The organism is Wujia sp., from assembly GCF_056872695.1.
The window spans coordinates 42795-66077 of the sequence record NZ_DBMFCD010000014.1; the positions used below are offsets into that span (position 1 = coordinate 42795).

The window sequence follows — 23283 nt, forward strand, 5'->3', positions numbered from 1 at the left end:
CAAACACTAAATCCAAATTGTTGTTAATTTTGTCATTAAATCCATGTATCTCTGCCTCAATGAAATGTATAGTCCGAAGACGAGCTTAAAACATGTCCCGAGTCATCCACCTGTTTGACTGTAATCAAGGCACCATCGCTTAATGTCTGTCCCTGTACCATCAGTGTATTGCGGTCGACATAGACCGTTTCCAATTGTTCCTCGCCATCATACACCTTGGAATATTCGTTGAAGTTTCTTCCCCTTACCACGGCATGATCACCTTCGTTGGATACACGGCTGATGCCGATTTCCTCCAATCCCATGATGATCTGCCCTTGTCCGACTTCCGGTACCGGAGACTGACCATCATAAATATAATCATTGCCATACAGCATATCATATGCAAGCAATGTAACCGCATGATCGAGTTCATCCGGATCGTCCTCGTACAGACAATGTGCGCGCTGCACATATCCCATATCCAGATTCAGAGCCTTGAATATCTTCGTGGATACCTCACTTGCACGGATATCTTCATCCGGGATGTCCAGATTCATGTTATTGACCAGAATATATTCTGTCTGGAACTGGCTGTGTGGAAGCTGATCATCCTCAAATGTGATTGTTGGCAGATGATCTCCATATAGAAGCAGCACATACTCTTCTCCGGTATTATCCAACGCCGTGATCAGATCATGGATCATCTGATCCATCTCATGTAACTGGTTTACATAATAAGTAAGCTGATTTTCCTTTACCTGATCCTGAGGATAGCTGACCTTGATCTTCTCATCGCAGGCACCTAACTCCTCCGGATATTTGCCATGTCCCTGTACACTGATCGTGAATACAAAATCCGAGCCTTCTGTGCTTCGCAGACAATTCTTGATGTTATCCACCAGCACTTCATCCTTCGCCCATCCGGTTGAAGTTTTCTGTACATTATACATATATTCCAGCGAGATAAACCGCTCAAATCCCATCTCATTGTAGACATCCTTCCGGTCATAGAAGGATGACTTGTTATTATGCATCGCAAAGGTATGATATCCTTCCTTCTCCAGCAGACTGCACATCCCCTCTACCGGCACTTTATTGACCGTTGTCTTATATGGATACTCGCCTGCTCCAAAATATGCGGAACGGATTCCCGTCAGCACCTCGAATTCGGAATTTGCAGTACCGGCACCAAGCGCCGGCATCGTGAAATATCCGGACGGAAATTTCTCTTTCAGTTTCGTAAAATTCGGAATCGGATTCTCTGAGAGCGTCAATCCTTCTACCACATTCGGATCAAAGAAGGATTCCAGCTGTACACAGACAATATTCGGTGTTTTTTTCTTTGATCCATCCGCATCGAATTCTTCGCTGTTTAATTCATTTTTCAGATGAAGCATCGTCGATTCATCATAATCGTTCGGCTTCGTAATACCATTGTCAATAATACTGTTCGTAAAACAATACGCAAACCCATAATCCTGATATGCCATACCGAGATTTGCAAAATCATCCGAGATAATGTTATGGCTCACGTTAAAGTTCGTAAAGAACATAATGCCAATCCACATAACAATACAGACAACCATCGTCCGCATGACATGCTTTTTCCCCTCAAACTTCGGAGATTTCCGGAACAGAATTACGATTCCGGCGATCACCGCCACCGCTGCCACGACCAGAAGCACCTGCTGTACCTTGGAAAAATATACGTCCAACATGGATATCACATCCTTCACCATCAGAAGGTCAATCGCCGCAAATGGTGTGATACGATAGCCAAGTACCACAAAGTTTGCAAAACCGCAGATCAGCCAGACGATACTGATCAGCACGATACCGAATACCCGCTTTCTTAAGAACAATGCAAACAATAAGGTAAAGAATATAATAGATGTATTATATAAAAACACAATTGGCGAAGACACCATAAACTTCACACCAAGTATAAGCGACCGCCTTCCCAATATCTCCATGAGAAGTTCCAGACCAAATGCAATCAGAAAACACCGTACAATCCATGTCTGAATCGAATACCTCAAAAAATACTTTACCTTTGACCAGAACGATGGATTTGCATCCACTTTCACAGGCACTTCTTTTCCTTCATTCTTGACAATCTCTTCAGACCCGTTTTTCTTTTCTCCATTTTTTACATTCTCTTTGGATTCAATCTTCGTTTCTTCTTTTGTTTCTTCCTGATCCTTTATTATCTTCTCAGACATTTTACCGCCCCTTCAATAATAATCTTTATAATGATACTCAATTATAGGAGAAATACCTGTATAAAGCAAGCTACAATTTTAAAAATTTTTGCAAAAAGTTGTTGACACATATATAACTACTATGCTAATATATAACACGTCGTCGGTACGAAGTACAAAACGACCAAATGCGCGAGTGGCTCAGCGGTGGAGCACCTCCTTGCCAAGGAGGGGGTCGCGGGTTCGATCCCCGTCTCGCGCTCTCTGAAAATTAAATAATTTGTTTTATATGCGCGAGTGGCTCAGCGGTGGAGCACCTCCTTGCCAAGGAGGGGGTCGCGGGTTCGATCCCCGTCTCGCGCTCTTTTTTATTCTCCGTAGAGCGTTGATAATACTAGCTTTACGGATTTTTTATTTTATGCAATATGAGTCCGTTTGAGTCCGCGTTTGGAGTATTTTCTTCTTTTTTCATATACTTGCTCCAAACAGAAAATTTCAGCCTGCCAGCAGGAATTCATAAAGTGAAAACAGGAATGCCTTTCATAAACCGCATTCCTGTCTCCGCCATAATTTCTAAAAAACTCTATATAACCATATCTAATAATCATATCCACAATCAAAACTATAATTATCAGAATGTTCAATTATTATTTCTACAAAATTTCTACAAAGAATCCACAAACCGCATAAACGCAGCCTGTCCCTCTTCCGTCCGCTTATATACGCCTGCACATTCAAGTACCTTTACGAATACCTTGCTAATCTCATCGTGCAGGATCTCTGTGATATTCTCCGCGGTAATGTCATAATTACCAATCCATGCATCTACCCAGTCTGCATGCTTCTCAATCAGTGGATTCTTGCGGATATCCTCTCCGGCTAATATCGCCTTGGATAACTCTGCCATCTCGCCCTTCAGACGTGCCGGAAGTACCGCAAGTCCCATAACCTCGATCAGACCGATATTTTCTTTCTTGATATGATGCAGGTCTGCCGATGGATGATAGACGCCCCACGGACATTCTTCGGTTGTGATATTGTTCCGGAGCACAAGATCCAATTCGAGCTTATCGCCGTGCATCCGCGCAATCGGTGTGATCGTATTGTGTGGGACACCGTCCGTCTCACTGAAGATAAACGCATCCGCATCCGTGTATGCCCGCCAGCTTGTAAGGATATGGTCGGCAGCTTTCGCCATTACTTCCATATTATCCCCCTGCAGACGGATGACTGACATCGGCCATTTCACGATACCTGCTGTGATACTTTCGAATCCCGGAATCACGAACTTGCGCTCATAATCTGCCTTTGCCATCGCGAACACATAGCCACCACCCTGGAAATGATCATGGCTTAAGATGGAACCTCCAACGATCGGGAGATCTGCATTCGAACCAGCCATATAATGTGGATACTGTCTTACAAAATCCAGAAGCTTACGGAACACCGCATAATCAATCTTCATTGGGATATGCTGCTCATTGAAGATGATACAATGCTCGTTGTAATATACGTAAGGCGAATACTGCAAATAATAATTCTGCCCATCCAGCTTGATCGGGATCACACGGTGATTCTGTCTTGCCGGGTGTGAGAAATGTCCTGCGTAACCTTCATTCTCCTTGCAAAGCAGGCAAGCCGGATATCCGGATTTCTTTGCCTGTCCGGCCTTCGCGATATCGCGCGGATCTTTCTCCGGCTTGGACAGATTGATTGTGATGTCGATCGGACCATATTCGGTGTCTGTTACCCATTTCTCATCTTTTGCGATACGGTCTTTCCGGATATAATTCGTAGCCTGACTGAACTGATAATAATATTCGGTTGCTTCCTTCGGGCTTTCCGCATAACGCTTTGCAAATTCTGCCCGTACCACACTTGGTGGCGGTGTAATGCACCCCATGATCTTCGTATCGAATAAATCCTTTGCCGTTATGGTATCTTCTTTCATGATGCCATTTTCATGCGCATATGTCATCATATCCTCTAAAATCTCACAGACAGCTCTTGGCTCTGTAATCTCCGGGTTCTCCTCATACTCCATAACATCGAACAACTCCAGCAGACGGTTCGTCGTATACACCTCATCTGCCTCGCAGATCAGACCATTGTTCTTACCATATATCACTAATTCACGAATCAAATCTGTAATCATAGTGATTCCTCCATTCTTTATCTTCCATCTTATTTTTCAAGCAAAACGTCCGTTTCATCTAAACAGCGATTTTATATACAAAAATTACGCCAGTACCTTCATACCGCCATACTTGCGGATTTTGAGCACCTTGCAGGAATCTGCACCAAACAACCGGTCCATCTCTGCGCGATATCCGGATACAGCCTCGTTTTTCACAAAAGCCTGAATCGTACCTGCGAATCCACCGCCATGCACACGGGCAACGCCAGCCCCACCTGCAAGCGCGATTTCACTGACCGCCAGCGCCAGTGACACATTCTGGTGCATCACATCATGGCTTGTGTAGACATTCTGCAGATACTTGAATGAAGAATCACCGGATTCCTTTACCTTCTGCAAGAATGCATCGATATTACCTGCCTTTAACGCATCTACTTCCTCTTCTACACGCACATCCTCACATAAGAAATGCAGGGCGCGAAGTACGGCACGATCGCCAAACTTCTCGCGCAGCTCCTGTGCGTGGCTTAAGATATCCTCAATCGTAAGTCCAAGCAGAACTTCCTTGCCAAAATATGACGCAACGGCTTTCATCTCTGTCGGAATGGCTGCATAATCGGCGGTCAGATCTGCATGGGAGCCCTTCGTATCTGTGATACAAAGGCTGTATCCGTATGCATTCATGTCAAACGCTACTTTCTCCACCTTTGGATTCTTCACATCTGCAAAATCAATGTGTACAAGATTTCCTACCGAACATGCTGTCTGATCCATCAATCCGCAAGGCTTTCCGAAATACACATTCTCTGCATACTGTCCGATAATTGCGATTGTGACTGCATCAATCGCACCATCATTATACAGATAAGAAACAATTGTTCCAATCACTGTCTCGAAGGCCGCTGATGAGGAAAGTCCTGCACCGATCAAGACATCACTTGTGATATATGCCTGGAATCCACCAACTGCGTAGCCTCGTTCCTTCGCTCCCGCAAGCACACCCTTAATCAGAGCAGTTGTCGATTCCTTCTCCTCTTCCTTCAGAGAAAGATCATTTCCATCAATTACGATCTCATCATAGCCATCCGATACAAGACGGATCTGCATATCCGGAAGCTTCTTCACGATAGCAATCGCATCCAAATTGATGGATGCAGCAAGTACCTCACCATGCTGATGATCAGTATGGTTTCCGCCAACCTCACTTCTGCCCGGTGCACTGTAGATTTCCACTGTGTCTGCTCCATATAACTTCTCGTATGTTTCAATCGCTGCTACATAACGATCCTTCTGATATGGAAGCACATCTGCATCCACATAGATATCAAGCAATACATCATCATATGCACCTGCCTGTAGATTCTTCTTTAATTCTGTTGTCTGTATCATATCGTTCCTCCTTTAATCACATGTATAACTATCTCGTTGCAGTAATCCGCCGGACCGGTTCCGAATACAATCATACCGGTTCCTCCTTGTTACACCCAATATATCACGCGTTTAGTAAACGTGTCAACTGTTTTACTAAAGTTTACTATATTTTTTTAAAATTAATTATAGACTTTCTTATGTTATATGTGGTATATTTTGTTTAGTAAACATTTTGAAAGGAGTTTTCTATGGCTACCATTCGTGATATTGCAAAAGAAGCTGGTGTATCGGCAGGCGCCGTATCCAGAATTTTAAATAATGATGCTACCTTAAGTGTCGCTCCGGAAACGCGGGAACATGTGCTTGCGATTGCCAGGAAATTAAACTATACCAAATCCTCCCGCACAAAAGCGATGGCAAAAAATACATTTACAATGGGAATCGTACTCTGGTATACGGTGGAGCAGGAATTAAAGGACAGCTACTATCTCCGTGTCAGACAGGGTGTGGAAGATTTTTGTATGAAAAATGCCATCCGCGTCGTACGTATTTTTCCAAACGAACCGGATGGGCTTAAGCAGCTTGCCTCCGTGAATGGATTAATCTGTCTTGGCAAGTTCTCCAAAAAAGAAATTGATACATTTCTTGGTATCTGCAACAATATTGTATTTCTGGATATGGTTGTCGATGAATATAACATTACATCCTTAACACTTGATTTTGAACGTGCCGTCTATGACGTCATGGACTATCTGACCGGACTAGGTCATACGAAGATTGCCCTGCTTGTCGGATGTGAATATGTCGGAGATGGGGAACGTCTTGTTGACGCAAGAACTGTTGCTTATAAGAAATACATGGAGCACCGGGAAATGGATGCCGGGACATATGTGCGGGAAGGTAGCTTCACTGCGCAGTCCGGCTATGATATGATGATAGATCTGCTCAACAGCGACGACCTGCCAACGGCTGTATTTGCAGCAAACGATGCAATTGCATTAGGTGCCATGAAAGCAATCAAAGAAAGGGGATATGAAATTCCACGGGATATCTCTATCGTTGGTTTCAACGACGAAGAATCCAGTACATTCATAACCCCTCCGCTTACGACCATTCATGCCCCATCCTATGATATGGGACAGCATGGTGCGAATCTTGTCTATGTTGCATCGAACTTAAGCATCAAGACACCTTTGAAAGCTAAAATTCCATGCCCGCTTGTCATCCGGGAATCCTGCGCCCGCGTCAAAGAGAACTGCTAATAGTTTTACTCAGATAATAAAATTTCTTTTGCCCGGCTGTACTTCTCTCTCCAATGCAGAATCTGCTTTTCAGAGCAGCCGGCCGCTTTCGAGCGGATCTCATCGGAATTATGTGCGAGATCCGCGAGCTTTACTTTCTTTGCTATCGCATTCGGTTTCAAATTCCGGACGTAATCATAATAATCAACGGATTTGTCATGTGTCAGGAGACGCACAGCTTCCGTTACTGCCGGAGGAAACTCCTGTTCTAACTCCGCAAGTGTGACTTCCGTATCTTCCACGACATCATGGAGAAGTGCCACCGTACAGCTTATCTCCTCATCCATCTGTTCTGCCAGATGAATCGGATGAAAGATATACGGCACACCGCTTCTGTCCACCTGACCTTCGTGTGCTTTGTAAGCAAGCTTCATTGCTTTGATTGTCATACTTGTATAAATCACAGATTTCCTCCCATATATCTATCCCCGGTAAATCAATACATAATCGTCTGTGGCAAGCCTTCTCATAGAATTCAATTTCTAATCATTTGCACCCGGCATCTCGTAGAAAGCTTCAGTCTCATCAATATCATTCACCGGTGGCTTTAATCCTTCGATCGTGATGTTGTGCTTCTGTGCATAATCCCAGAGTGCTGCATGAACGGCTTCCTCTGCAAGCAGGGAACAGTGTACCTTGACCGGTGGCAATCCGCCAAGCGCTTCCATAACTGCCTTATTTGTAAGCTTCAATGCTTCCTGAATGGACTTGCCCTTGATCATCTCCGTTGCCATACTGCTTGTTGCAACAGCGGCACCGCAGCCAAATGTCTTGAACTTGCAATCACGGATGATCTGGTTGTCATCGACATCAAGATAAATACGCATAATATCGCCACATTTCGCATTTCCGACTGTACCGACACCACTGGCGTTCTCGATTTCTCCTACGTTTCTTGGGTTGGTGAAGTGTTCCATAACCTCTTCACTGTAATCTATAATCTGACTCATCGTCATTACCTCCTAAATATAATCAGTATCCCGTGTATGAACTTACTGCTTGTTCTTCTTTACGAAGTCCTCGTAAAGCGGTGACATACTGCGCAGACGCTCTACAACCGTCTTGATTGCCTCTACTGTATAGTCGATTTCTTCCTTTGTTGTCTCATCGGATAATGTCAGGCGAAGTGATCCGTGTGCGATTTCATGTGGCAGACCGATGGCAAGCAATACATGCGATGGATCGAGTGATCCGGATGTACATGCGGAACCACTGGATGCACAGATACCCTTCTGGTCAAGCATGATCAGAAGTGACTCACCCTCGATGAACTGAAAGCTGAAGTTCACGTTGTTCGGCAGACGTTTTACCTTGTCGCCGTTTAACTTCGTATATGGAACCTCATCTAAGACACGCTTGATCAGATAATCACGCAAATTTGTCTCATATTCCATACGTGCCTGCATCTTCTCTTTTGCAAGTATCGTTGCACGACCAAATCCTACGATACCAGGTGTATTGTGTGTACCGGCCCGCTTTCCACGCTCCTGTGCACCACCATGGACAAAGGACTCAATCTGCACACCATTTCTAAGGTACATGATACCGATTCCTTTTGGTCCGTTGATCTTATGACCGCTGGCAGAAAGCATATCAATATGGCATTCATCCACATTGATTGGCACATGTCCATATGCCTGTACCGCATCTGTATGGAACAGAACCTTATGCTTCTTCGCGATCTCGCCAATCTCCTTGATTGGCTGGATGCTTCCGATCTCGTTATTTGCAAACATAACGGAAATCAGGATTGTATCCTCACGGATTGCCTGCTCTAACTCGTCAAGCTTCAGGATACCGTTCTCATCCACGCCGACATACGTGATCTCGTAGCCAAGCTTCTCAAGATACTCGCATGTATGCAGGATTGCATGATGCTCGATCGCAGATGTAATAATATGCTTTCCTTTGTTACGAAGAGAAAATGCAAGTCCCTTCAAAGCCCAGTTATCAGACTCGCTTCCACCGCCTGTGAAATAAATCTCATTCGGCTTTGCGCCAAGGAAATCCGCAACTTCCTTTCTGGCATCTTCAACCGCTTTCTTGCTCTCACCGGCAAAGCGGTATACACTTGCCGCATTTCCATAGTACTCTTCGAAATACGGATTCATTGCTTCATATACTTCCGGTGCAACTTTCGTTGTCGCCGCATTATCTAAATAAATCAACTCACTCATTGCTATGAATGCCTCCTTAATTCTTTACTTTTGTCCATGAAAAATTATAATCAGACATGTTTCAAAAGTCAACGAAACCACCCTCATTTATAATGAGAATAAATTTCATCTGCAGTGCTTCTCATACTGCTTCAAGATCTCAATATAGCGGCTTCCAAGATGGCTGAGCGGGATTCCCTTCCGTTTCAGATACCCAATCGTCATCGTCTCCTCGGCTGCAAACGGTACTGCCGTATACCCATCGCCGTTTAATTCCTCACAGATAATACCGGAACATAAGGTGTAGCCGTTTAACCCTGTCATCAGATTTAACATCGTCGCACGGTCGTCCGCCTTGATTGTCTGCTTATATTCGAGGTTGCTTAATACCTCCTCCGCAAAATAAAAGGAATTCTTGTTGCCCTGCTCAAACGACAGACACGGATATGGTTCTAAATCCGAGAAGGAAATAGACTCCTTCCCTGCAAGCGGATGTCCACTTGCGAGATACACATAAACTGCACAGTCAAACAGCGGTTTAAACTCCAGTTCATTTGCATCAAATACCTTCTGCATGGCTTTCTGGTTGAAGCTGTTCAGATACAGAATGCCAAGCTCACTCCGGAAGTTCTTGACATTCTCGATGACCTCACCGGTCTTCGTCTCATGGACAGCAAGTTCATACTCGTCAAGCGAGAAATTTCTCGCCAGCTTGATGAATGCCTCAACCGCAAAGGAATAATGCTGCATGGATACACTGAATTTCCGCTTGTGTTCTGCAGCACCCATATATTTTTCTTCCATCATCTGCTGCAGCTCCACCATCTGTCTGGCATAGCTTAAGAACTCTTCGCCCTCGGTTGTCACAACGATACCGCGGTTCGTCCGCAGAAAGATCTCTATCTGTAATTCTTCCTCTAAATCATGAATTGTATTCGATAATGCCGGCTGCGATACAAAAAGCTCGCTCGCCGCCTTGTTCATCGACTTCATATCTGCAATTGTCACTGCATATCGTAGCTGCTGTAAAGTCATACGCCACTCCTATTCTTTTCTTTTACTCAATCCCTGAATCACTATCGCGATTCCAAATGTCACGACCTCTGTGATCGGGAATGCCATCCAGACACCGGTTACACCCAAAAGCTTCGACAACACAAATGCCATCAGACTGATCACGATGATACCGCGCGATACTGCGATCAAGGAAGATGCAAGTGCCTGTCCGGTCGCGCTGAAAAATCCCGCCAGCACAATATTGACCGCCGCCACTAAGAACCCTAAGAAATAAATCCGGAGTCCCGGTACGGCAAGCTTCGCCAACTCCGCCGACTGCGCACTGTTGAAGATGCCAACCAGTCCCTGTGCGAACACCCATACCGCAGACACAAGCACGATTGACAGGATGACCGCGATCATGAGTGACTGCCGCAGAATCTTCTTGACATCCTCTTTGTCACCATGTCCGTACGACGTACTCGCAAGTGGCTGTAAGCCCTGCGATACCCCGTTAAAAATCGCCGTTCCGACGAGTGCGATGTTCGCGATCACTCCATATGCGGCAACTGCGTTATTTCCGGATAATGCAAGCAGAATAAAATTAAACACAAGCGTTGTGATACTGTTCGCGATCTCGCCTACAAACGCCACTACACCAAGGCTTGCCGCGGAAGCAAGCAGCCGAAAGCTCGGCAGATGCCACTTGAACACGATTGTGTTTTTCTTTGATAAATAATGGATCATGCAGATACCGATGCTGATTATTGGTGACACGCCGGTTGCAAGTGCCGCGCCACGCATTCCCATATGCATCGGGAACATAAATACATAATCAAATACAATATTGAACAAACTGCTAAGCAGCGTTGCCGCCATCGCGATATTCGGTGCATTATCATTTCTTACAAATGCGGTAAATGTATAGTTTGCAATAAAAAACGGGGAAAAAAGCATCGCAATCTGCAGATATTCCGTTCCGATCGACAGGATATCCGCATCCGCTCCCATCAGCTTCAAAATCTCTGCCGGGAAGAAGTTTCCAAGCAGTGTAAATCCGATTCCGATCAGAACCGCAAACATCAAAGCATTCGAGAAATACAGCTTCGATGTCTCATTATCGGTCATCTTACAAAGCGAATACCGCGTTGCGGAACCAATCCCGATTAACGAACCAATGGCAAATAACAACCCATAAACCGGCAGTGTCAGATTCAATGCCGCAATACCGAGGGTTCCATTTGCCACGGAGATAAAAAATGTATCTGCGAGGATGTAGCACGACATGCCCATCATCGCAAATACATTTAAAAATATGAACTTTCTTAGTTTCTTTCCCACGTTCATCTGCTAATTGCTATTTTCTGCGAAATAACCCTTTCTTCTCATAAGGCTGATGTTCGATGCCAAGCACCTTGTAGCCAAGCTTCTCAACTTCTTCTGTAAATTTTGCATCATCAAAGCCTTCTTCCGCTACGATCACAGTCTCCTTCTTCGCATGGGAAGAAGTGACTTTCTTCACCTTGAAATTATTTCTTACCATGTCGTTCATATGCGACTCGCACATACCACACATCATACCATCGATTTTTGCAATAATCTGTTCCATTTTGTTTTCCTCCTTAAACTACATGAATTTATATAGAATGTCAACCTCTCCTATGCTGTCTCCCGCTGCTTCTTTCCGAATTTGAACAGATTCAGGCGAAGTGCATTGGTCACAACACAAAAGCTTGACAGACTCATCGCTGCTGCACCGAACATCGGATTCAATGTCCAGCCAAATAAATGAACCCACGCACCTGCCGCAAGCGGGATTCCTATAATATTGTAAATAAATGCCCAGAAGAGGTTCTCGTGGATATTCCGCAAGGTCGCCCGGCTAAGCCGGATTGCAGCAGGTACATCGGACAACCGGCTCCTCATCAGCACGACATCCGCCGCATCAATAGCAATATCGGTTCCTGCTCCGATTGCGATACCCATATCTGCACGTGTGAGTGCCGGAGCATCGTTCACGCCATCACCGACCATCGCAACCTTTCCTTTCTTCTGCAGATTGGCGATCACAGCCTCCTTACCATCCGGAAGCACACCTGCGATCACTTCATCGACACCTGCCTGCTTGCCGATTGCCTGAGCCGTCTGCTCGTTATCACCGGTCAGCATGACAACATGGATCCCCATATTTTTAAGCTCCGCGATTGCTTCCGGGCTGTCCTCCTTCATCACATCGGCAACTGCCACCATTCCAAGGATCTTGCCATCCTCCGCGAAGAATAATGGTGTCTTTCCTTCGGATGCATAGACCTCTGCCTGCTTCCGAAGTTCAGTTTCTTCCTCTTTTGCTATCCTGATCTGCCCGGAAATATAGTTCCAGTTTCCACCCTGCAGATGCTTTCCATCGCGGACGCCCATCAGACCATTTCCGGAAACTGCCTGAAACTCCCTGACACCTGCCTCCGTCTGGTTGTTCGCATCGCCCCATGCGATAATCGCCTTCGCAAGCGGATGCTCACTTTTTTGTTCCAGCGCATATGCGGCATGCATCAGATACGCTTCCTCACAGCCTACCGGAAAGATATCCGTTACACGCGGTTCGCCCTTCGTGATCGTACCGGTCTTATCGAGTGCAACGATCTGTACCTTGCCTGTCTCCTCCAGCGAAACGGCTGTCTTAAACAGGATTCCATGCTTTGCACCCACACCATTTCCAACCATGATGGCAACCGGAGTTGCAAGTCCAAGTGCACACGGACAGCTGATAACCAGAACGGAAATCGCTCTTGCAAGCGAATATCCTACCGGTCTTCCTACAAGCATCCAGATCACAAATGTCACGATGGCAATACCGATCACAACCGGTACAAATACGCCGGATACCTTATCGGCCACCTTCGCAATCGGCGCTTTCGTTGCCGCTGCATCACTGACCATATGGATAATCTGCGACAGCGTCGTATCCTCACCGACACGGGTTGCCTCACAGAGCAGATACCCTGACTGATTGAGTGTTGCTGCGGATACCGGATCGCCCGGATTCTTGTCTACCGGAATACTCTCACCGGTCAGCGCGGATTCATTGACTGCACTGTTTCCTTCCTTGACGAATCCATCCACCGGAATATTCTCGCCCGGACGGACAGCAAATAAATCTCCGATATGAAGCTGTTCGATCGGTACCGTCTGCTCCACACCATCTTTTACTAAAACTGCAGTCTTCGGTGCAAGCTTCATCAAGCCCTTTAATGCATCGGTCGTCCTGCCCTTTGATTTTGCCTCAAGCATCTTACCCACGGTTATGAGTGTGAGAATCATCGCCGCAGATTCAAAGTAAAACTCATGCATGTAATGCATGACTTGTGTCTCCTGCCCTTTGACAACCGCATCGGTCATTGCAAACAGTGCATACACACTGTAGATAAACGATGCAGCAGAACCAAGTGCTACGAGCGTGTCCATGTTTGGTGCCCGGTGTATAAGTCCCTTGAATCCATTTACGAAGAACTTCTGGTTTACGACCATAATCGCAATCGTGAACAAAAGCTGTACAAGTCCCATCGCTATGTGATTGCTCTCGAAGAACGGCGGCAGCGGCCAGTTCCACATCATATGTCCCATCGACACATACATGAGCGGGATCAGCAGAACCACCGATGCAATCAGACGTTTCCGCATCAACGGTGTCTCCGTGTCTTTGAGTGCATCGGCATCTTCCTCCGTGCTGCCGGACTGCTTTCCGGCTTTCATCTTCGATGCTTTATAGCCGGCTTTTTCGACCGCCCGGATGATTGTCGCTGCATCTGCCGTTCCTTCCACGCTCATCGAATTGGTAAGCAGGCTCACGGTACAATTTGTCACGCCATCCATCGCAGAAACTGCTTTCTCGACACGCGCGCTGCAGGCGGCGCAGCTCATACCCTTCACTTTATATTGTTCCATGTAATTCTCCTTTCCTATGAGTTTTCTTTATTCGTTCTTACAGTTACTTCATTAACTTTTGTAGTAATGTTACTAACTCGTCGATGACTTCATCATTTCCTTGGCGGATGTTGTCGGCCACACAGGTTTTTACGTGGTTGGCAAGCAGTACCTTATTGAAGCTGTTGAGTGCCGATGTGACCGCAGACACCTGTATCAATACATCCGTACAATATGCATCCTTCTCCAGCATATTCTCGATGCCGCGCACCTGTCCTTCGATACGCTTCAACCGGTTCATCAGATCCTTTTTTTCTTTTTCCTGTCGTTCTTTATGTTTCCCCGAACAGCAAGGACAATTCTTTTCTTCTTTATTTTCTTCCATAAATCAAATACCCCCTACAGGTATATAATGTATACCGGTAGGGGGTATTTGTCAAGTTCTCTATTTGATAAGATTTTTCAAGTATCAACCGTTTGTGAATATACTATGCATATAGAACAATCATGCAAACTATTTTTCTTTCACATAACCCGGGGTTGCATTTCTTCCAAGCTTTGCCAGCATTTCCTTATCGCTCGCGATTGTTGCGCAGGCAACGGTTGTCAGCATATCACCTGTGATCGTTGCAGATGCACCAGACTGGAACGCGGTCTCACCATCGTTTGTCAGAAGTGCACGTCCGGCTGCCAGACGGATATTTGCCTCCGGATTGATATATCGGAAGAATGCGATCGTACGCAGGATATCATCCTCGGTCAGAGACTCACGATCTTCGAGTGGTGTTCCCTTGATCGGCATCAGTGCATTGATTGGGATCGACTCCACACCTGTCTCTGCCAGATCCACTGCCATGCTCAGACGATCTTCCCATGTCTCGCCCATACCGATGATGCCGCCGGAGCAAGGACACATGCCCTCTGCCTTAACTGCCTTTAATGTCTCGATCTTCTGATCGTAAGTATGTGTGGTGCAAATATTCGGGAAGTTTCTTCTCGAAGTCTCGATGTTGTGATGATAGCTTGTCACACCTGCCTCATGCAGACGGTGCAGCTGTTCCGATGTCAAAAATCCCATTGACGCACAAAGATCAATCTTACATTCCTTATGCATCCGCTCAAATACATGGATTGCCTTCTCAAATTCTTCTCCGGTAAGTGCGCGCCCGCTTGTCACGATTGAGAACCGGTGTACCCCATGTTCCTCGTTAAAACGGCATGCCTCCATAATCTTCTCTTCGTCTAAGAAATCATACACCTCGCAATTGGTATGATTGTGTGCGGACTGTGCACAGAACTTGCAATCTTCCGGACATCTTCCGCTCCGGCCATTGATGATCGAGCATAAGTCTACATCCTCGCCGATAAAATATTCCCGAATTTTGTCTGCGCCTTCCCGCAGTTCGTCCAGATCACATGTTAGGAATATCGACAAATCATCGTCCTTTGTAATTCTTCTACCACCTATAATCTCATTTGCAAGTTCTAGCATTGTTCCCATTTCCTCGTCTCCTTTTTCTCTTGTATTCTCAATTGAAGAATAATTTCATGTCGTTCCGCAACTGTTCATTATATGTCACCACGCATCACCGTGCTTCATTACACCATGTATGTTATCACTCTTTGTCATAGTCATCCAAGAAATGATGCTTCACACCATTTTCTTTGTAGGCGATCACCGTACTTAAGTTCACATTTTCCACGCTTTTGAATATGTTTCCTTCCACAAATGGATTCGTCTTCGCAAGCTCATGAATCAACTTCTTTACCTCCAGACGTTTGGAATTGCTCTGTCCATCCTTATCACACGAAGAACAGGTATCTGTAAATTTACACGCACACTGGATAAAATGCAGATGGTTCGCATCCCTCCATGCCTTGATATCATCCTCACGCACAAGGTACAGCGGACGAATCAGCTCCATCCCCTCGAAGTTCGTACTGTGAAGCTTCGGCATCATCGTCTGCACCTGCGCCCCATATAACATTCCCATCAAGATTGTCTCAATCACGTCATCATAATGATGTCCCAGAGCAATCTTGTTACAGCCAAGTGCCTTCGCCTGACTGTACAGATGACCGCGCCGCATACGCGCGCATAGATAACACGGCGATTTCTCCACATGAAAAACTGACTCGAATATGTCCGACTCGAATATCGTGATTGGAATGTTCAGATTCTTCGCATTTGTCTCGATCACCTGTCGGTTTTCCGGACTATACCCAGGATCCATCACAAGAAACTGTACACCAAACGGAAACTTGTTATGCCGTTTCAGTTCCTGAAACAGCTTCGCCATCAACATCGAATCCTTCCCGCCGGAGATACATACCGCGATGTTATCCCCCGGTTTCACGAGTTCATATTCATTGATTGCTTTCGTAAACTTGCACCAGATTTTCTTCCGGAACCGCTTCCGTATGCTCTCCTCTACGTCCTTTGCAAAATCCACATCTGTCTGTTCCACCGGTTCCTGCATGGCAAGCATCAGCCATGCCATATAACCGCCCTTTAAATTGTAAGCTTCGACTCCCTGTTCCCGCAGCATCAGCACCGCATCCGCACTCGCTTCTCCACGTTTGCAGTAGATCAGTACCTTCCCTGTGTCTTTCCACTCATCGATATACGTGGAAAGCTCTGCCTGCGGCACAGAGATTGCATCCGGCAGATGCCCATATGCATACGACATATCATCTCGGATATCCACGATCGTATATGCACTATAATCTTTTAATTCCTCTGGTGAAATATCATACATGTCCTTATCCTCCGAGCTAAACTCCGGGGAACAGGCTTCAAACTAAAGCCTGCACCGGGTTGATGTCCGGGCTTGACGCCTTTATCTGCAGCCGCCACCCATAAATATCAGAAACTCAACCACATCGCCTTCCTGCAATACAGTTTTTTCAAATGCATCTACCTCAACAAAATCATCATTTACCGCAACCTTCACATGCTTTGGTGTCTCTAACTGCTCTTGTACGATCAGCTCTGCCACTGTGATTCCGTCAGCAACCACTTTCTTTTTTCCGGATAATTCTATATTCATGCGGGGTTCCTCCCTGTATAAAAATCATAACTGTTTCCTGTTATCTTCTTACAGGTATACATCGTGGCATCTGCACATCGGTATACCTTTTCAAACACATGCTCCCTGTCCGGTGCACAGAGTACCACACCCAGACTGACAGAGATTGCATAGCCTTCCATCTGCGGAATTGCGATTTCCCGAATCCGTTCAAAAAATGCCTGTATCATCGTCTCAGCCTGTATCTGTTCCGTTATTTCCGGCGCATATACCGCAAACTCGTCTCCACCAAGCCGCATACAGACACCAAACTTCTCAAATGTCTGTTTTAATGCGCCTGCAACCTGTATCAAAACCTCATCACCAATACTATGTCCATACGTATCATTAATATGCTTGAATTTATCGACATCGAACAACAGGAACATACCATTTTTCTTTGCCTTTAACAGCTTCTCAATCTGTGCTTCTCCATATCCACGGTTGCAGATTCTGGTCAGAGCATCCGTCTGCGATTGTACAAGCAGACGCTGTTCAAATTTCTTATTTTCTGTAACATTCATCACACTTGTCACACTGACGCGATCTCCATTTGCAAGTGTGATAAGCTTCGTGTGACATAAGACAAAAATCTGCTCATCGCCACGCATTACCTCATATTCACGCACATACGGTTCTACAAGTGTATCACGTACTGCCAAAAACTTTTCCATCGCCTTTTTATCCACAAAATGGGACAGAAATTCCTCATGTGTAAGTTGGCTTTTCTTTGCCTCATCAATCCCAAACATGTCCATCAACGCGCGGTTAATTACGAGAATTCGGTTCGTCTTGATCTCGACTGCAATTACACCACCACTTTGCATCTGAAGCAATTCTCCATAAATCTCATTCTGATTTTCCAGTGCATGTTCGAGTGCTGCCTGATATTCAAGTTCTTTCTTTTTCTCCTCATCAATAAGCTGTACACCAAAAATTATATTATTCAGATTACCATTTTCTAAGCGGTCAACAACAATAAAGTTTGCACGGCACCATCGTTCCGTCGAGCTGTAAAACTCGTGGCTGATATAATCACAGTTTTTCATCCGTCTATCCAGAGTCGTAAGGTCTGAAAAAGCAAGTATGCCTTCCCAATACTGTGCATCAGCCATATGTTTCATCACAACACGCATCTGTTCTGCCGCATGCTCAGTTTGTTTGATATATTTACGCACATCATTGTTACTGTTTAATTCCTTCTGTGTATCCGCCGGAATATTGACCAGATACAAGGAAATGTATATACGTGCCAATGCATTTATCACTTGTTGTTCCAATGTGATACGCTTCTGGATATCATTGACGATCAATGACGCAACGGACCGGAGCAGCGACAACGTATACGTGTTATTGTTCGGATTATCCACTCCGATAAATCCAATCATCTTTGTCTCTGAATATAGCGGTGCAACCATCAGACTGTCCACGCCCTGTATCTTAAGCAGCCTGTATTCCTCGGAAGTTTCATCCAGCTCTCCATCTCTGGAATTCAAATATACTTCTCCCTGCTCTTTAAATAAAGCAAGCCACCTGTCAATCGTGGATATCTCGATATCCTGCAGAATATCTTTCTCCGGTGTAATTCCATCCTTACAATATTCATATGTGTTATCCATATGAATTTCATCATCTGCAAACTCGAAAATATAAGCACGATCTGCATCATGAAATTCTGCAATAATCTCCAGCAGTTTCTGAATGGCATGATCCATATCACTGCCGGTACGAAGCGTATGAATACACTGCATCAAAGCTTCATCAAATTGTTCATGCTCCATTTTTTCATCCCCTTTTTATTTACAGTTTCAAATCCCTGTATGTGTTCACAAGCTCTGTAATCATATCTGCATTTCCGGATGTTGCTGCCTCCGAAAGTGCCTGTAAAAATTCAAAATTATCGCCATCATAGCCAAAGCTTTTCAAACGTTCGAGTTGGATCCGTACCTGTTCAAAATCACCAGACTTTGCGTGCTTTGCAATTTCATCAAGCGCAGCAATCGAAATTACAGTCAGATCCTCTGGCACCTCTTCCTGCACATTCATATCTGTGTCAGTCTCCTTCGTTTCCTCTTTGGAATTTTCCTGTGCCATCTTGGCTGCATATTCCTCATCCGTCATACCAGATACCTCATCAACAAACCGTTCATAATCCTCTAAGATTAAGAGCAGATACACAAGTTCATCTGTAAAACCTCGCAGGTTCTGGCGTAATTGATCCCGTTTTCCAACATTGATCGAGGTCTCCATCTTCGCCGCATATCTTGCAAGCTCATATGCACCAATGCTGTTTGACAATGTACGGATTGAGTGAATCTTCATCTTAAAGGATCGGATATCCCGCGTCGATTTATCTGCCAATGTATTGGCAATATCTTTATTCTGTGAATAAAACGCCTGAATCAGCTTGTTATAAACCTCAATGCTTCCTCCAATACGCTGAATTGCTTCCTCCACATCCAGTGTTTCCTGCAAACGAATCAGACCTTCCCTAAACCGGGAACCCTCGATCAAAAGCCGGATATCATCGGAACGCTCCTGTAATTTATTCTCCGGAAGACAATCCTTCAAGATTGCTGCTACCCGTCGAGGTTCAATCGGCTTTATCATACTGTCTGTAAATCCTGCCGAAATGTGACTGCCACGGTTTCCCTCGATAGCATCCGGATCCAGCGCGATAATCGGCAACATCGCATACTTGATATCATCCAATTCCCGAATTTCCTTCATTGCATCAATACCATTCATAATCGGCATTGATAAATCCATAAACACAACATCATACTCATGATTCAATACCATATCAATCGCACCAAGTCCCGATGTTGCAACATCCAGCTTCATATCAAACGATGTAAGCACCTTCCGACTGACTTCAATACTAACCTCGTCGTCATCCACCAGCAAGGCGGATACTTCCGGAAGCCAGAGCTTTTCTGCATCCTCCTTGGATACAGTATCTTCAATCTTCGATACAACCTGTCCACTGCTCAGTTTTACTGCCGGCTTCTGGTTTAATGATAACACAAATGTGGAACCAGCCCCATACACGCTTTCGACCGATAATTCCGCTTCCAGAATATCTGCATAGCCCTTGGCAATCGCAAGTCCTACGCCATGGCCCGGGTGGGTACTGTTTTTCATACTGTCTCCGCTTTCATACAGATCAAAAATATTATCCAGACGTTCTTCCTGAATACCAATTCCTGTATCTGCGATCGTAAATACAATGTTTAACATATCTTGATGCGGATGCTCCGTATATTCGTAGCTATCTACTGATAGGGTAATGCTTCCCTGCTTCGTGTAGCGAATTGCATTGTCCAATAGGCGTACAAGAATATTTCGTATCTTATCGACATCTCCGATCAGATTGTCTGTCACATTTTCTCCGAGCTCAACGAAGAATTTTACTGACTTATCCCGATCTGCCAATTCACACAATGCAAGCTCTGACATGTCTGCCACAAGATCCGAGATTGCATAATTACTTTCCTCCAGCTCAAAACGCCCGGATTCCAGCTTAGCAAGCAATATAATATCATCAACACTCGCTAAAATATCATTTCCAATGTCATAAATACCACGTATATCCTTTCGATATGGTGAATCCTTATCCACCATATGCAATAGTTCATCCGCTTTCGCCATCATCGCGTGGATTGGCGTTTTTATCTCATTGCTCATATTCGCGAGATAGTCATTTTTAGCTGTACTTGTCTTTACTGCCTCTTCATGTTCCTTGGACAACTGCTCCAACGCAGATGTCTTTGACTTCAACATTCGTCTGACACGGATCACCGTCAGAACCAGAAGCAGAAATATAACTACCAGACTAAGAATCAATATACTTCTCGCCATCAGGCTTTCGAACACGCTTTTTTCTTTTTCTATCACAAACGAAAGCGGTTCCTCACAGGCGGTCCCATCTCCATTGTAGGCACTCACTGTAAATGTGTAGACACCACCATCCAGATTCGTGTAAACCGCCTGCAGCACATCATCTCCATGCAATTCTGTCGGCTTGGACTCAAAACCATCCAGCATATACTGCACTTTAATATCGCCGCGGTTCACATACGAAAATACTGCAAAATCAATCGTAATTTTGGACGCATCATTTTTTATAACCAGACCATCATTCAAATCATCGAATTCATAAGAGGTTCCATCGATATCAATCCGCGTAACCTTAATGATCGGCTGTACCTCGTTATACCATATATGTTCCGTATCTAAAACCGATATTCCCTCATTACAACAGATATACAGTTTTCCCTTTGTATCCATACAGGAATTTCCGTTTGTATTGATTGTCTTCGTCAACCCATCCCCGGTTGCAAAATATCTTCCCGAAATTCCGTTGCTTCCGAGCAATTCATCCTCTGATGTCCGAAGCACGCCCATCGAACCAACCAGCCAGACAGAGCCTCGTGCTATCACAATATCATAAACACTGTTTGAGTATTCTACATTGCTGATCATACGAAATGCTTCATTATAGAAGCAAGCACCACTGTCCGTTCCAATCCAGATACCCTGTTCTCCCTGTGCAAAGCATGATACCACATCCGAATTCAATCCATCTTCGGTACTGTAATGCTGCAAAGTATCCTTACCTGCCTCTATCACATAGATTCCTTCACCATCTGTACCAGCCAGAATATCTCCTTCGTCTGTTTCAAACAGTGCAAGGATATTTACCTCAGCAAGCTCTACCCCACTGTGATACACAGTATCTATGTGCCCATTCTGATCCAGAATCGCAATACCTTCCGTAGTCGCAACCGCGAGATTTCCATTGCTCAATGGAAGGGTACAATTTACTGACATACCCGGCAGTCCATCTGACCGGCCATATACCGTGATCGTACCATCCGATGCATATTTTACAACCCCATATTTTCGATTCGTGGAAATCCACAAGGTTCCACGTTTGTCCGAAATTATATGCCGTACACTGACGTTTTTCAGAAGCTCTGTGAGATCATTGACTTCCTGTTCTTCCTTTGCATTATAAATATACAGCCCATCATCCGTTGCAATATATTTCTTTCCACCATACTCATATACTGCATTTACCATACTTTCTGTCATTCCGACAGCTGTATTGTAATCAGTGAATTTGCTTTTCGTAAGCAGCAACAATCCTACTCGGGAAGACGCAATCCAGTAATTACCCTCATAATCCTGAATCATATCTGAGATGTACGTATCAATCTGACTGTCACTGATACGGACAAAATTCCATTGTTTATCAAAATAGCCATATCCGTTATCGGCACAGACCCACAATCTGCCATCTGCATCCTGCATGAAATTGTTGATTCCTTCCACGCCCGCAGATAATGTACGTTTACTTGTTGCACTCCGATACGCGCGTATATCCCTGCCATTACTTCCTACATAGACATAGCCCTGACAAGCCTTGATTGTATTCCACTCTTCCCCGGATTCCCCCTGTTCCTTTATCACATGTGACACACCATCTTGATTGAATACATAAATGATTCCATCTCCATCCAGTGCCCATATCTCATCTTCTTTTGCTGTCATACCTCGTAACTCGATATTTGCAATCGCAGGATCATCATATGCAGCAAGCGCATAGGAAGAAGTATCCGAACGTGTTTCCTTATCCGCCTCTGTAATAACGAAAAGCCCGCTTACACATGCAACATAAATTGTTCCATCCTCACCCTCCACAATCGATAAAATTGTTTTGTTTCCATTGTAATACTCTTCCTGCAAATGATGTGTCTGGCCATCCTCGATATAAAACAGTCCATAATTATCAGTTCCGATCCACATCCGTCCATTCTGATCCTGAACAATACAGTTAATGGAATATAAATCCGTACGCTCTGTATCCCACAGATCAATACTCTGGAACCCAGAACCATTCGTACGGTAAAGTCCGCCATCGGTACCCGCCCAAATATAGCCAGATGAGGACTGATACAAGCAGTTCACTTCGTTACTGCCTATGCCTGATTTCTGATTATAAACCGACTGCATGTATCCCGCCAGAAAAGAATCCTTTGCACAGACCTTCAAAACAGGATTGCAAAAAGAAAGCAGCAGAAAAAGACATACCAAAAGGAATGCCATAATTTCTGCTGCCAATTTATGATTGTTCCATCTTTTCTT

17 protein-coding genes and 2 tRNA genes are annotated in these 23283 nt (G+C 44.8%); 3 read left to right on the top strand and 16 right to left on the bottom strand.

Annotation, left to right across the window (positions count from 1 at the left end):
- Positions 1-56: 56 nt before the first annotated feature.
- Positions 57-2204 carry an LTA synthase family protein gene (locus ACZQK9_RS11835; RefSeq protein WP_483270697.1) on the bottom strand — a complete coding sequence of 716 codons (2148 nt, stop codon included), beginning with the start codon at positions 2202-2204 and terminating at the stop codon, positions 57-59.
- 169 nt (positions 2205-2373) lie between these two features.
- On the opposite strand from ACZQK9_RS11835, the gene ACZQK9_RS11840 reads away from it, so the two are divergent.
- Together ACZQK9_RS11840 and ACZQK9_RS11845 are read left to right on the top strand one after the other, a co-directional pair.
- Positions 2374-2445, top strand: a tRNA-Gly gene (locus tag ACZQK9_RS11840).
- 29 nt (positions 2446-2474) lie between these two features.
- Positions 2475-2546 (top strand) — tRNA-Gly (locus ACZQK9_RS11845).
- A gap of 301 nt (positions 2547-2847) precedes the next feature.
- On the opposite strand, the gene galT is transcribed toward ACZQK9_RS11845, so the two are convergent.
- Positions 2848-4338 (bottom strand): UDP-glucose--hexose-1-phosphate uridylyltransferase, encoded by a 1491-nt coding sequence (galT, locus tag ACZQK9_RS11850; protein ID WP_483270698.1) that lies wholly within the window; start codon positions 4336-4338, stop codon positions 2848-2850.
- Positions 4339-4422: 84 nt separating this feature from the next.
- Positions 4423-5709 carry a galactokinase gene (locus ACZQK9_RS11855; RefSeq protein WP_483270699.1) on the bottom strand — a complete coding sequence of 429 codons (1287 nt, stop codon included), beginning with the start codon at positions 5707-5709 and terminating at the stop codon, positions 4423-4425.
- Between the two features lie 230 nt (positions 5710-5939).
- Here ACZQK9_RS11855 and ACZQK9_RS11860 point away from each other — a divergent pair, with 230 nt between their 5' ends.
- Positions 5940-6953, top strand: coding sequence for a LacI family DNA-binding transcriptional regulator (locus ACZQK9_RS11860; protein WP_483270700.1), 1014 nt, complete (start codon positions 5940-5942; stop codon positions 6951-6953).
- A gap of 5 nt (positions 6954-6958) precedes the next feature.
- Here ACZQK9_RS11860 and ACZQK9_RS11865 read toward each other — a convergent pair whose 3' ends face one another.
- The 13 genes from ACZQK9_RS11865 to ACZQK9_RS11925 form a co-directional block, all read right to left on the bottom strand.
- The gene (locus tag ACZQK9_RS11865) at positions 6959-7396 is read right to left on the bottom strand and encodes an HD domain-containing protein (protein ID WP_483270701.1); all 438 of its coding nucleotides are present in this window, start codon (positions 7394-7396) and stop codon (positions 6959-6961) included.
- Between the two features lie 78 nt (positions 7397-7474).
- Positions 7475-7942, bottom strand: a complete 468-nt coding sequence (gene nifU / locus ACZQK9_RS11870; RefSeq protein ID WP_021985154.1) for a Fe-S cluster assembly scaffold protein NifU — start codon at positions 7940-7942, stop codon at positions 7475-7477.
- Between the two features lie 42 nt (positions 7943-7984).
- Entirely contained in the window at positions 7985-9169 is a 1185-nt protein-coding gene (gene nifS, locus ACZQK9_RS11875; protein WP_483270702.1) for a cysteine desulfurase NifS, read from the bottom strand.
- A gap of 105 nt (positions 9170-9274) precedes the next feature.
- Positions 9275-10183 carry a LysR family transcriptional regulator gene (locus tag ACZQK9_RS11880; protein WP_483270703.1) on the bottom strand — a complete coding sequence of 303 codons (909 nt, stop codon included), beginning with the start codon at positions 10181-10183 and terminating at the stop codon, positions 9275-9277.
- Positions 10184-10192: 9 nt separating this feature from the next.
- A complete protein-coding gene (locus ACZQK9_RS11885) occupies positions 10193-11491 on the bottom strand; it encodes an MATE family efflux transporter (protein ID WP_216506519.1) in 1299 nt (432 codons plus the stop codon).
- Positions 11492-11501: 10 nt separating this feature from the next.
- Positions 11502-11753, bottom strand: a complete 252-nt coding sequence (locus ACZQK9_RS11890) for a heavy-metal-associated domain-containing protein (protein WP_216506517.1) — start codon at positions 11751-11753, stop codon at positions 11502-11504.
- 50 nt (positions 11754-11803) lie between these two features.
- On the bottom strand, positions 11804-14086 hold the full coding sequence (locus ACZQK9_RS11895; protein ID WP_483270704.1) for a heavy metal translocating P-type ATPase: 2283 nt from the start codon (positions 14084-14086) through the stop codon (positions 11804-11806).
- 43 nt (positions 14087-14129) lie between these two features.
- A complete protein-coding gene (locus ACZQK9_RS11900) occupies positions 14130-14450 on the bottom strand; it encodes a metal-sensing transcriptional repressor (RefSeq protein WP_021985160.1) in 321 nt (106 codons plus the stop codon).
- Positions 14451-14579: 129 nt separating this feature from the next.
- Positions 14580-15566 carry a biotin synthase BioB gene (bioB, locus tag ACZQK9_RS11905; RefSeq protein ID WP_178017487.1) on the bottom strand — a complete coding sequence of 329 codons (987 nt, stop codon included), beginning with the start codon at positions 15564-15566 and terminating at the stop codon, positions 14580-14582.
- 115 nt (positions 15567-15681) lie between these two features.
- Complete coding sequence (locus ACZQK9_RS11910; RefSeq protein ID WP_483270705.1) at positions 15682-16824, bottom strand: PP-loop family protein; 1143 nt, start codon at positions 16822-16824, stop codon at positions 15682-15684.
- An 81-nt stretch (positions 16825-16905) separates the two neighbouring features.
- Positions 16906-17115 (bottom strand): sulfur carrier protein ThiS, encoded by a 210-nt coding sequence (gene thiS / locus ACZQK9_RS11915; protein ID WP_178017489.1) that lies wholly within the window; start codon positions 17113-17115, stop codon positions 16906-16908.
- Positions 17112-18914, bottom strand: a complete 1803-nt coding sequence (locus ACZQK9_RS11920) for a sensor domain-containing diguanylate cyclase (protein WP_483270706.1) — start codon at positions 18912-18914, stop codon at positions 17112-17114. The genes thiS and ACZQK9_RS11920 overlap by 4 nt, the downstream gene beginning before the upstream one ends.
- 19 nt (positions 18915-18933) lie before the next feature.
- Positions 18934-23244, bottom strand: a complete 4311-nt coding sequence (locus ACZQK9_RS11925) for a two-component regulator propeller domain-containing protein (protein WP_483270707.1) — start codon at positions 23242-23244, stop codon at positions 18934-18936.
- Between the last annotated feature and the right edge of the window lie 39 nt (positions 23245-23283).